This is a genomic window from Aulosira sp. FACHB-615 (assembly GCF_014698045.1).
Taxonomy (GTDB): domain Bacteria; phylum Cyanobacteriota; class Cyanobacteriia; order Cyanobacteriales; family Nostocaceae; genus Nostoc_B.
Window position 1 is genome coordinate 215,725 of record NZ_JACJSE010000003.1, and the last position, 12,731, is coordinate 228,455.

A 12,731-nucleotide genomic window follows, 5' to 3' on the forward strand; every position below is an offset into this window, starting at 1 on the left:
AAATAAACAGGTTTTTATGATCTAGATATTACGTTGTGCTAAATATTGATACATTTGCCAACGTGCATCAACTTCGGCTTGTGCTTGTTCTAACAACTGCTTGGCAATTTCTGGTTTACTCTTGGTGAGCATTTTAAAGCGATTTTCTTGATACATGGATGCTTCTACAGATGTTGTAGGAGGGCGCATATCTAATTGCAAGGGGTTCTTACCTTGTTCTTTTAATAGGGGATTGTGGCGATATAACAACCACCGCCCTGATTCTATCAAGGCTTTTTGGTGATTCATGCCGGTGGTCATGTTGATGCCGTGGGCGATGCAATGGCTGTAGGCAATAATTAGTGAAGGGCCTTCATAAGCTTCGGCTTCTAAGAATGCTTTGAGGGTGTGGTCATCTTTTGCGCCTAAAGCTACACTGGCTACGTAGACATTCCCGTAGTTCATGGCCATTAAGCCTAAGTCTTTTTTCGGTGCAGGCTTACCACTAGCAGCAAATTTCGCTACGGCTGCTTTGGGGGTGGCTTTGGAAGATTGACCGCCAGTATTAGAATATACTTCTGTATCCATGACTAAAATATTGACGTTGCGACCACTGGCTAACACATGGTCAATACCGCCAAAGTCTATATCATAGGCCCAACCATCACCGCCGATAATCCAGACGCTTTTTTTGACGAGGTAATCTGCAATAGATTTTAAATTGATAATTTTAGATTTTAAATTCGCGTCGATCGCAGCAGTTAAAATGTGATCTAATTTGTCTTTTAATAATGCAACTCTTTCTCGTTGTTCCCAAATATCGGCTTCATTTTTTTGTTCGGCACTGAGAATGGAATTAACGAGGTTGTCGCCTACTTCACTGCTGATTTGTTGTAATAATTCGGCGGCAAATTCGCCTTGTTTATCTATTGATAAGCGATAACCAAAACCAAATTCAGCGTTATCTTCAAATAAACTATTCGACCAAGCCGGGCCACGTCCATCGGCGTTAGTTGTCCAAGGGGTGGTGGGGAGGTTTCCGCCGTAGATGGAGGAACAGCCGGTGGCGTTGGCAATAACTGAGCGATCGCCAAACAATTGTGTTAATAATTTTAAATAAGGTGTCTCACCACAACCAGCGCAAGCACCAGAAAATTCAAATAAGGGTTCTTGTAATTGTTGTTGACGAATTTGGTTTAATTTTAAATTTCTGCGGTCAGGATTGGGTAAGTTTAAAAAGAAATCCCAGTTTTGCTTTTCTTGTTCTCTTAAAGGTAGTTGCTGCGCCATATTAATGGCTTTTTTCGTTGGTTCAGATTTACTTTTAGCAGGACAAATATCTACACAAATAGCGCAACCTGTACAATCTTCGGGAGCAACTTGAATAGTAAATTTTTGATGATTAAAATCTTTATCTTTGGCATTCACCGACTTAAAGGCGGATGGTGCATCAGCTAATTCACTTTCTTGATATACTTTGCCACGGATGGCGCTGTGCGGACAAACCATCACACATTTACTGCATTGTACGCAGACATCCGGTTCCCAAACGGGGATTTCTTGGGCGACGTTGCGTTTTTCCCATTTGGCTGTGCCTGTGGGGAAGGTTCCATCTGCTGGTAAGGCACTGACAGGTAAATCATCGCCTTGCCAAATCATGATTTTACCCAAGACTTCTTGGATAAATTCGGGCGCACTCACAGGTAAGGAATTGGTCGAGAATAATTCCTCATCTAGCCATTTACCTTGTTCAGCAGTGGGGATATTGACTTGATGCAGATTATCTAAGGTCATATCGACCGCTTGCAAGTTCATGCGGACGATATCTGCGCCTTTTTTACCATAAGTCTTTTCGATCGCCTTTTTAATTTTGGCGATCGCATCCTCTTGTGGCAATACCCCAGCTAAGGCAAAGAAGCACACCTGCATAATTGTATTGATGCGTCCCCCCATGCCACTTTCACGGGCGACTTGGTTGGCATTGATGACATACAATTTCAGCTGCTTATCTAAAATTTGCTGTCGCACTTTCAAGGGGAGATTTTGCCAAACTGTCTCTTTATCAAAGGGACTGTTTAACAAAATTGTCGCCCCAGTTGCCGCCCCTTGCAGCACATCGACCTTTTCTAGAAATACCCAGTGGTGACAGCCAATAAAGTTGGCTTTGTCTATCAGGTAGGTAGACCGTATCGGTTGCGGCCCGAACCGCAGGTGAGATACGGTCATGGAACCGGATTTTTTCGAGTCGTAGACAAAGTAACCTTGGGCGTAGTTATCGGTTCCCTCACCAATAATTTTGATGGAGTTTTTATTCGCCCCCACTGTCCCATCGGAACCCAAGCCGTAGAACATTGCCCGGACGACGCTATCGGGTTCGATGGAAAAGTTGGGGTCAAAGGAAAGGGATGTGTGGGTAACATCATCATGAATACCCACAGTGAAATGATTTTTTGGTCTTGGTAGGGCGAGGTTGTCGAAAACGGCCTTGACCATTGCAGGAGTAAATTCCTTGGAGGAAAGGCCGTAACGACCACAGATAATCATCGGTGGGACTTGATCTCGACCACTACCACGGGCAGCGACAATTTCTGAGGGAACCTCATCTCTGCCACTACCACGGGCAGCGACAATTTCCGAGGGAACTTTGTCTCTACCACTACCGCGTTCAGCATAGATTTCGTGGATAGCTGCGACCACATCGAGATATAGTGGTTCGCCGGTGCTACCTGCTTCTTTTGTGCGGTCTAAAACCGCGATCGCTTGTACAGTTTCTGGTAACATTTGCACAAACCTTTGGATATCAAAGGGACGGTAGAGGCGTACTTTCACCACGCCGACTTTTTCCCCACGGGCGTTGAGATAATCAACTGTTTCATGGACAGTTTCACAACCAGAACCCATGATGACAATTACCCGTTCCGCATCTTCAGCACCGTGATATTCAAAAATGCGGTAATATCTACCTGTGCGATCGCCAAATTGATCCATGATATCTTGGACAATCTCTGGACAGGCGTTGTAGTAAGGGTTTGCGCCTTCCCGCGATTGGAAGTAAACATCAGGATTTTGGGCAGTACCCCGCAACACAGGGCGGTCTGGGGTTAAAGCACGGGCGCGGTGTTCTAAAATTAACTCGTCGGGAATGAGCGATTTAATATCGTCATCCGCCAATAATTTCACCTTCTGCACTTCATGAGAGGTGCGGAACCCGTCAAAAAAGTGCATAAACGAAACTCTTGATTTGAGAGTTGCTGCATGGGCGATGAGGGCTAAGTCGTGACTTTCTTGCACTGAAGCGGAACACAACAAGGCAAAGCCAGTCGCCCGCGCCGCCATCACATCACTATGATCGCCGAAAATGGATAAAGCATGAGTAGCCAATGAGCGTGCAGCCACATGAACAACTGTGCTAGTGAGTTCCCCTGCAATTTTGTAGAGGTTAGGAATCATTAACAATAGCCCTTGAGAAGCCGTAAATGTGGTACTTAAAGAACCTGTTTGTAATGCCCCATGAACTGCACCAGCCGCACCACCTTCACTTTGCATCTGCACAACGCTGGGAACCGTACCCCAAAGATTGGGACGACCTTCTGCTGACCAAGCATCCGCCCATTCACCCATCGCGGAAGAGGGAGTAATAGGATAAATAGCAATTACTTCATTTAATTTGTAAGCAACACGGGCAACAGCTTCATTCCCGTCGATGGTTGCAAAGGTTTGACTCATAATTGTAGTCCTAGCCTTTAAACGGCACTATCAGACAGCGTTGTGGTACTAATTAGAAATAGTTAAAGCCTGGAAGTTGGTGGTTGATGTTAGCTGCATCCAACTGGAAAATCCAATATCTGTAGGTAGGATTATCCCTGGTTAGGATAATATTTGATTGACCACTTGCGGGCTTTGGATTTGACTCTAAATAGTGATTGTATGCCCTTAGTATCTCATCCGAAATACTTTATTTAATAATATCTATTAAAGATGTACTCAATGGCAGAAACAATCTCTATTCAAGACTTTTGAATAGATGCTTTTGATTTGTGGGGGTAGAGGTGCGGGAACTGATTTGAGTTTTCAAAACAGTTCTATCTGCCTGATTAATCTATTCTAAAATTTTAGCGGTTGATATTTAAAAGCACAAAATTAATTTGAAAAATATGCCAATAGTCATAATTTAAATATGTCTATGGTCATAAATAAATCATTAATTATTTTGGGTTAATAATTTTAGTTTGGGGCTGGGGTGATATTGAAGATGGGCGTGGTGTCAGATGATTGCGTAAAAATAATAAAGGAATACTCAGTAAACCTAAAATCATCACCACTGCGGTGAGTATCCACACGGGTAAACGATTGGGTTGATAATCTCCCCGTTCAATTTGCCAGAAAACCTGATTATATCGCCACGCGGCTAGAGCGATCGCACTTACTCCCACAATTACTAAAGCAACTCCTAAATTCTCCGAGTTAAATAACGGATGTACTGTTGGTTCTTGTTGCGTAATTGCCGTATTTAATTGGCGTAAAAATAGACCAAATCGCGCAATGGCAAAACCAAAACCAATTAAACCGATGGAAGTTCTCAACCAAGCGAGAAAAGTTCGTTCATTGGCTTGATGTTCCCGTTGACGGTCTATTTTATTCATGAGTAAACTAATCTACAACTCCTGATACTCTCCGCGCCTCTGCGACTCTGCGTGAGACAATATCATAAAATGATATGACGTAACTGCGATCGCCCCGACCAACGCCACCAGATTGCCAAAGTTGGTTTCGCAGTAAAATCACGATGGATGGCGTAACGCAACCAACAAAATTTTAAACAAATTCCAGGTTCATAAGTTAACAGCCAAGTTTTTTCATACCTGACTAAATCACCTATCCAAGCAGGTTCTAAGTTTTCATTTTGCGCCACCTTAATCATAAAGTTAGCAAAAGCGATCGCATCATCCCGATGTTTTTTTATTCCCGTGGGTAAATAAGTTTCCGCATATCGCCAAAACAAGGTATTAAAATTTTTGCCCAACACCTTAGCAGTTCTGGGTAACAGTTCCCGTATTTCCCCTAACCGCTTCCACTTGAGAGAATTGGCAAATATATTGACTTCCTGTGATGAAACTTCGGCTAACTTTTGTACTTCATCATCACTCAAACCCAACTCCACACCCACCGCTTGCGGGTTGGCAAAAAAACGCCCTCGAAATTCAGTATTGGTGTAAAGCTGGGCTAAAACTTGCTGGGTTTGTGCTAACCCCATCTTTGATAACTCCTAAGCTGTTAAGTATTTAATTTGTATCTACGATTTCTTGGCGTTCTTGGCGACTTGGCGGTTCGTTTTTTTCTATTCCCCACACCCACCCAAGCAACTTGGTATGAGAATCTTTCGTGCTGTCTGCAATTCTTGGGCTATTTCTGTAAACGGAGGTAAATTTTCATCCCGTTCTAACACTATCCCTTTCACGGGAATGCGGGCGACAACTTCCGCCATTATTTGCCAAACTTCCGCAGGGGTTGACTGGGAATGACTATCAATTAATACACCATCATGCCAATGTCCGCCGACGAAATGCAACTGTACAACACGTTCCCAAGGTAAATCATTGAAAAAATCTTGGACATCATAACCATAATTCACCGCATTAGTATGTAAATTCGTCACATCCAACAGCAACCCACAGTCAGCACGTTCTACTACTTCTGCCAAAAACTGCGCTTCGGTCATCTCTGCACCAGGAAGTTTTACCATATAGGTAATATTTTCCAGAATTAACGGCACATCAACAAAGCGTCGCACCTCGGCAATATTGCGACAGAGTATATCTACCGCCTCTTTGGTGTAAGGTAAGGGTGACAAATGCCCAATATCCACACCGCCAGCTTTGGTAAAACAAATATGTTCACTCCACCAAGGCGGGTTAACTTGTTGAATTAAGGTTGCAAGTTTGCGTAAATAATTTGTGTCTAAACCTTCCGCACTACCCAGCGATAAATTAATGGCGTGGGGAATTATCGGGAAATGTGCAGCTAGTATTTCTAACTCTTGTTGTTTTTGTACTGGTGCATCAAGATAATGTTCTGCCACAATTTCCAGAAAGTCTACTTGTGGACGGTTGAGAAACAAATCACTTTTGAATGGTTCTCGAAAACCCAACCCGACACCCAAACTAGGAAGTTGAGATAACATCATTTTTTAGTCTCCACCACAACCACCACAACCACCACACCCACCGCCGCAAGAACCGCTACAACCGCCACTACAGCCACCGCCACCACACCCACCAGAACTACTATTTTGACTACTGGTAGTAGCTCTCACGGGTACAAAAATATTTTGATATCTGTCGTAACGAGTTCCTGCAAGTAAATCAAAACCGTAGAGTGCCACAGCCAAGTTATATTCAAACTCGGAAGGAATGCCAATTTCTACTTTTTGTTTTAACTGGGCGAAGGTTGCTTCAGGGATATCAGCTTGAATTTTTTGTTTTAATTGCTTGAATGTGGCTTCCAGTTGTTTCAGGTACTCTACCCCTAGTAGACTTCTATGTTGAGTTATCTGACAGGTACTCTGAAGAAAGTAAAACGAGAATATTCCCATCAGCACGAGATAACCCATATTATTGCGACTATGTAACGAAGTTACTACCAACTTAAAGCCGCCCAACCCCACAATGATAGAAGCCCCTATCCAGCTAATTAACTCTGTTCTAGTTTTCAGGCTGTCGGAAGTTAGCAGTTGTTCATTTAGGAGTTGCTGCTGATAAATTGTGCAGTGTGGCTGTAATTGTCTGGCTAATAACCATCCAGATGTTCTTGGTGTTGTGGGTGTAGTAAACCAATCAAATGCCTCACGTTGTATTGTTGTTAGCAGAGATACATCAGGATGATTTTCTGCTTGCTGAATCAACTCTTCCGTGATTTGTAAATAACCGCGCTGTGACAAGTCCATCACTGCTACCTTTGCTACTCCCATTTCTTCAGAACGCAAGTAAGCAATTTTGTAAGGATCTGGTTCAAGAGGAATTAACGGTAAAGGTTGATTTTGTGTGGGATCTAGGACTAGCCAGCTACTAACTAGCACTGTGACAGTAACGACAGCACCATAAAACAGCAGAAATTCAGAGTCATTTGTGTCTGGTATGATTTTAGCGATCGCCACCACCAAACACATTACCAGTAAGATAATCAGTAACTTGAGTATGAGCGATTTTATGACTGTGCTTGGTACAGGTTTAGTTAACATTCTCTACGTCTCAATTTTTCAGACAGCCTGTTGTATGACATTCTCTCTAACCGCCACAACCGCCACCACAACCGCCGCAACCACCACCACCACAAGAACTCCCGCTACTGCATGAACTACTACTACAAGAACTACCGCCAGAACCACTACTACAGGAACTACTAGAAGACGAACTACTGCGGCTACTTGTTGTAGAATAAGCTGGCGGCAAGAACGCTTTATAGTAAGCATCGTAGGCAGTTCCAGCCAAAGACTCAACACCAAATAGTGCTAATACCAGTAAGTTGTTGTTGACGATAGAAGTTTCGCGCAGTTTGTTAAAGGTGGTTTGGAGTTGTTGCAGATACCTGTTTCCGAGATGACTTAGGGGCGGATGGGGCTGACTCACAAACCACAGCAGATAGATAATCGATAATACCCCCATGAGTATCAAAAAACCCACGTTATAGCGTCCCTTACCCAAGGCTATCAGCAGCTTATAACAACCGAAGCTGAAAATCAGCATTGCCCCCACTAAGCCAAATTGAACGTTACGTATTTGCCATTTACTTGCATACAGTAATTTCTCATCATCCAACTGTTCTTGATAAGCAATGCAGAATGGTTGTACACACTCGGTAGCTAACCACAAAGATGTTTTAGCCGTAGCAGGTTCAGAAATTTTCTCAAAAACTTGCCGTTCGACTGGTTGTAAATTTGATATGTCAGGATGATCTGATGTTTTACTGATAGTCTGTCCACTAACTTGCAAATAACCCTGCTGAATCAAGTTGAATAAGACTAAATGAGCAATTCCGGTTGCTTGAGAACGCAAGTAAGCGATTTTGTAAGGATCTGGTTCAGCCGGAATTAGCGGTAAAGGCTGATTTTTTGTCGGATCTTGGACTAATTGTCCACACAATAACAAAGTTGCGATGATAACAACACCATACAATAGCAGAAAGTTCGGCCCATACATATCTGCAACGAAATTGTGCAGTAATGTATCCATTACTTTTACTCCTTGTTAGGAACAGTTAATTGTCAAAATTTTGGTAGCGGTTGTTTAATTCATCTCGCTTTTTCAACTCTACTCAGTATTATATCACACTCAGTTTTAGCCACCACAACCACCGCAGCCACCGCAGCCGCCACCACCGCCACCACCGCCACCGCCACCGCCACCACCGCCACCACAACCACCACCACCGTCACTTCCTCCCTTATCATGGCTAGTGAATAATGGCGCGAAAATTTTTGCAAAATCCGTGTAGGAAGTTCCATGTAAAATTCCTACACCAAAAATGGCTACAGGCAACAACATATTCAAATCTGTGTCATTTCTGTCATCGGATATGTTGCGAATGATTTTGTTTTTAAGTTGTATAAAACTTTGCTGAAGTTGTTTTATATACCTTTCTCCCAGTTGAGTTTGTCTGGATGGACAAGAGAGCAGTATAAAAATAATCCAATAAATTAGACCGATAATAATGAGAAAGAAAACATTGTTATATCCTTTAAGCAATGATATTGAAAGCTTATAACCACCCAATCCCAAAATAATACAACTTCCCAAAACACTGATTTTCTTTGCTAAGTCTCTGGCGGTTTTGGGTAGTAAGAGTTGCTCATTTAGTAGCGATTCTTCGTAAGTTTCACACCAGTATTTGTGGATAATTGTGTTTGAAATTGTGTAACTGAGTGTTTGACTAGCTAATTTTGGAAACACAAAATAGTCAAATACTTGGCGCTCTATGAGCGATAAATTATCTGGATAAGAATATGTAGTTGATTGCTCTATGGTATCTTGATTAATTTGCAAATAACCATCCTGAAGCAGATTCAATATTACCAAACTTATCACCTCACTTTCTCCACCACGTAAATATGCAATTTTATAAGGATCAGGATTGGTAGGAATCGATGGTAAAGGTAATTGTGCCGTTGCGTCAAACTTTAAATTATAGTAACTTGCCAATAAAGTTACACTAATAATGCCAGCATAAAACACCAAAAAGTGCGGCCCATACATATTTGCAATTGGGTTATTCAAGGGGCTACGAATAGTCACTATCAGCAACATACTTATAATCGTAAGTAATAATTTATCCATAAGTTAAGATTCAACTCTTTTTGCTGTAAGGATTGATTGAGAAAATTATACAATTCCATATACTATTGCTACGGAAAATTAGAGAAATTTAATTTCTACTCCCCACTTTTAATTCTCAATTTTGTCCCACATCTTTTACAAAAAGCTGCATCTAAATCATGAAAAGCTAACCCACAGCCGGAACACACTGTTTCTACCTGATTAGCATTTTTTACCAACCGCTTAATTAAATCTCCCACTTGCCAAGGAATTAAGGTGACACCTGTTAAAATCATCAAGACCGTCAACAATCTTCCTGCTTCGGAAATTGGTGTGACATCCCCAAACCCGACAGTCGTCATCGTGACAACAGAAAAATAAAACGCATCCAAAAATGTAGTGTAAACTTGCGGGTTGACTGGATGTTCAACTTGATAAATTAACCCCGAATAAATAAAAATAATCGCAAATAATGTAAACAATATCCGCACGAAGATTAAACTATCTTCGCTGCTGACACTAGCAAACAAAAATTTCTGATCAATAAACCTAATTAATCTTAAAATCCGAAACCATCTCAACAGGCGAATAAAGCTGATATCTACTGCGCCTAAGAAAAATGGCAATATCGCCATTAAATCTAAAATTGCATAAAAACTAAAAATATACTTTAGCTTGTTTTCAGCACTCCAGAGGCGAATAATATACTCTACTGCAAAAATTACTAGAATAGCAGTATCAATAAAATCAAGCTGTAATCTAACATTATAAGGAATATTATAAGTTTGGGCAACAAAAATTCCTGACGAAATTAGCACTAAAGCTGCAATTGTCAGATTAATCAATTTTCCAGTAGGTGTTTCCAAGTCTGTTAAGTAAAATTCTGTTTTTTCTCTACTTATTAACATATTTTTTCGACCTTTAAAACTTTCACTGAAATTTAATCTCTGTGGAATATGATTGAGCTTGATTTTTAACTAGTAATAACAATAATGAACCAAGAATATTTTATGCGTTTCGCACTGGAAGCTGCCAAAAAAGGTGATTGGCCTTATGGTGCTGTGATTGTCAAGGATGACGAAGTGGTTGAGGTAGCATATAATACTGTGCAACGAAATAATGATCCATCTGCCCATGCAGAAATGAATGTTATTCGCAGTTTAACAAATAAACTAAAAAACCCTTCTTTAGAGGGTTACAGCATATATACGACTTGTGAACCTTGTCCTATGTGTGCAACAGTTTGCATTTGGGCTGGTATATCAGAAATTATTTATGGGGGTTCTATCCAAGATTTAATCTCTATGAATCAGTCACAAATTCATGTTTTTTGTGATGAGATCATCGCCAAGTCTTTTAGAAATATCAAAGTGACAAAAGGTGTGTTAAAAGATGAATGTTTGGCTTTGTTTAGGGAAAGTTAGATATTTGAAGACTGTTGGGTATTAAATTTAAACAATAATTGGTTTGGCTGGCTTAACTGGATTAATCAGACTCATTTAAATAAGCTAAAAATGTATTTGCAATAATAGCAGCCTGAGTGCGATCGCGCAAACTCAACCGATTCAAAATATTGGTGACGTGATTTTTCACCGTCCCTTCGGAAATATATAATTCCTGGGCAATTTCGCGGTTACTCGCACCTGTGGCAATTAACTTTAAAACTTCTTTTTCTCTGGGTGTGAGTTCAGTTAAACTCGGCGGTACAGGTTCTGACTGTGTTGGGATACCATGCGGAAACTGATTTAAGAGTTTCTGCACAATTCCTGGCCCCAATTGAGTATAACCTTTGTGAACAGCGCGAATTGCCACAGCTAATTCTTCTGAGGGTGTATCTTTGAGTAAATAACCCATCGCTCCATATTGTAATGCCGCCGCAACATATTCATCATTATCAAAAGTGGTCAGCACTAAAATTTTGATATTCTCATAATGTTGATGAATTTCTTTGGTAGCTGCCACGCCATCCATAATGGGCATTCTAATATCCATTAATACCACATCTGGTTGTAATTTTGCTGCTAATTCTACAGCTATTTTACCATTTTCAGCTTCGCCAACAATTTCTAAATCTGCTTCCAATTTTAATAATTCTTTTAGCCCTTGGCGGATTAAGTTTTGGTCATCTACTAATAAGACTTTAATCATGGCATTAAACTCAATAAAGGAATATCAACGGTAATTTGACAGCCAAAATTAGGACTAGTATGAATATTAAATTCTCCTCCCAATGCTAAAGTGCGATCGCGCATACTTTGTAAGCCAAAACCAGTAGTATTTTGCTGAATATCAAAACCTCTACCATTATCTTGCACCATCAACCGTAAACTCTGTTTATTACTAGTGAGGGCGATGATGACTTCTGTTGCTTGTGCATGTTTAGAAATATTGGTCAATGATTCTTGAATAATCCGATACAAGGCAATATTAATATCTGTTGGTGGAGGATAATCTAAATTAATAAAACAACGTGGACTAATATTATTAGCGCGGTGAAAATCTTCTAACAGTACAGATATTGCCTGTTCTAAAGTTTTTTCTTGCAAGGGATTAGACCGCATCGTCGAAACTGACTGACGCACATCTTTTAAAGCTTTAGAACCTAATTCTTTAGCTCTAGCTAAAAATGTTTGGGCTTTTTCTGGGTTAGCATTCCATAATTTTAAAGCTGTTTCTAATTGTAAATTTAAAGCAGTTAAAGAATGCCCTAAAGAATCATGAATTTCCCGCGCGATGCGAGTACGTTCTTCTAGGGTGGCTTGATTTTCAATTCGTAAAGCATATTGGCGGAGTTTATCATTAGCGATCGCTAGTTTTTCTCGACTCTGCCGTTCGGCTAAAACTGTATTCATTAATAATAAAACGAAAACCAAACTTAACCCAAATAATAATGCTGTATTGAAGGTAATAAACCGAAATCGCTCTTGGGCTTGTGGCGGTATAGCCTTGGGTAAGCGAGAATTTAAAGTAATTAAAAATAAGCTAAAAGATAAACCAGTAACAACTAAACGCCCTGGTAATTGAAAAATTAAACAACTACGGGTGACTAAAATTAAATATATAAATGGAAACAACCGCGCCACTCGCCCACCAAACATCCCCGTAATAAATAGTAATAAAATCTCAATCGCCGTATAAATTATCTTATTGATTGGTTTACCTGTAGGGATTCTTAAACCCATCACCCCAAAGATAATTAAACAACCAATCGTCAGTTCAGGAAATTGATTCGCAAATCGCGGTGAATGGTCAGGAAAAGTAGATGATGAAATAGCAAGAGTCAGCAATATCCATTCTAAATATAGTAAAAACCGAAAGGGATGATTGTGAATTTGAATAGGTTCGTTCATAGCAATATGAGCGTTAGAGCTTTAGTAGAAAAGGGCGAGATTATACCTAATCCCGCCTTTTGTTGTCACTTGAAATTACTAGTTATTGTTACTC

Annotated in this window: 11 protein-coding genes; 1 reads left to right on the forward strand and 10 read right to left on the reverse strand. The window is 40.6% G+C overall.

The window, feature by feature from the left end; translation table 11 throughout:
• Nucleotides 1-21: 21 nt before the first annotated feature.
• The 8 genes from nifJ to H6G77_RS05815 all read right to left on the reverse strand — a co-directional run bounded on the left by nifJ (nucleotide 22) and on the right by H6G77_RS05815 (nucleotide 10,195).
• Nucleotides 22-3,705, reverse strand: coding sequence for a pyruvate:ferredoxin (flavodoxin) oxidoreductase (gene nifJ, locus H6G77_RS05780; protein ID WP_190871059.1), 3,684 nt, complete (start codon nucleotides 3,703-3,705; stop codon nucleotides 22-24).
• Nucleotides 3,706-4,184: 479 nt separating this feature from the next.
• Nucleotides 4,185-4,622 carry a YidH family protein gene (locus tag H6G77_RS05785; protein ID WP_190871060.1) on the reverse strand — a complete coding sequence of 146 codons (438 nt, stop codon included), beginning with the start codon at nucleotides 4,620-4,622 and terminating at the stop codon, nucleotides 4,185-4,187.
• A 62-nt stretch (nucleotides 4,623-4,684) separates the two neighbouring features.
• Complete coding sequence (locus H6G77_RS05790; RefSeq protein ID WP_190589964.1) at nucleotides 4,685-5,233, reverse strand: hypothetical protein; 549 nt, start codon at nucleotides 5,231-5,233, stop codon at nucleotides 4,685-4,687.
• A gap of 84 nt (nucleotides 5,234-5,317) precedes the next feature.
• On the reverse strand, nucleotides 5,318-6,163 hold the full coding sequence (locus H6G77_RS05795) for a DUF692 domain-containing protein (protein ID WP_242049151.1): 846 nt from the start codon (nucleotides 6,161-6,163) through the stop codon (nucleotides 5,318-5,320).
• A 3-nt stretch (nucleotides 6,164-6,166) separates the two neighbouring features.
• Nucleotides 6,167-7,216, reverse strand: a complete 1,050-nt coding sequence (locus tag H6G77_RS05800; protein ID WP_190871061.1) for a TIGR04222 domain-containing membrane protein — start codon at nucleotides 7,214-7,216, stop codon at nucleotides 6,167-6,169.
• Nucleotides 7,217-7,262: 46 nt separating this feature from the next.
• A complete protein-coding gene (locus H6G77_RS05805) occupies nucleotides 7,263-8,207 on the reverse strand; it encodes a TIGR04222 domain-containing membrane protein (protein WP_190871062.1) in 945 nt (314 codons plus the stop codon).
• Between the two features lie 105 nt (nucleotides 8,208-8,312).
• Nucleotides 8,313-9,308, reverse strand: a complete 996-nt coding sequence (locus tag H6G77_RS05810; RefSeq protein ID WP_190871063.1) for a TIGR04222 domain-containing membrane protein — start codon at nucleotides 9,306-9,308, stop codon at nucleotides 8,313-8,315.
• A 95-nt stretch (nucleotides 9,309-9,403) separates the two neighbouring features.
• The gene (locus H6G77_RS05815) at nucleotides 9,404-10,195 is read right to left on the reverse strand and encodes an ion transporter (RefSeq protein WP_190589968.1); all 792 of its coding nucleotides are present in this window, start codon (nucleotides 10,193-10,195) and stop codon (nucleotides 9,404-9,406) included.
• 84 nt (nucleotides 10,196-10,279) lie between these two features.
• Between H6G77_RS05815 and H6G77_RS05820 the strand changes: the two genes are divergently transcribed.
• The gene (locus H6G77_RS05820; RefSeq protein WP_190589969.1) at nucleotides 10,280-10,711 is read left to right on the forward strand and encodes a nucleoside deaminase; all 432 of its coding nucleotides are present in this window, start codon (nucleotides 10,280-10,282) and stop codon (nucleotides 10,709-10,711) included.
• 61 nt (nucleotides 10,712-10,772) lie between these two features.
• On the opposite strand, the gene H6G77_RS05825 is transcribed toward H6G77_RS05820, so the two are convergent.
• Nucleotides 10,773-11,435, reverse strand: a complete 663-nt coding sequence (locus tag H6G77_RS05825) for a response regulator transcription factor (RefSeq protein WP_190589970.1) — start codon at nucleotides 11,433-11,435, stop codon at nucleotides 10,773-10,775.
• Nucleotides 11,432-12,637: a sensor histidine kinase gene (locus H6G77_RS05830; RefSeq protein WP_190871064.1), complete on the reverse strand. Its 1,206-nt coding sequence runs from the start codon at nucleotides 12,635-12,637 to the stop codon at nucleotides 11,432-11,434. Before H6G77_RS05830 ends, H6G77_RS05825 begins: the two co-directional genes overlap by 4 nt.
• Nucleotides 12,638-12,731 lie beyond the last annotated feature (94 nt).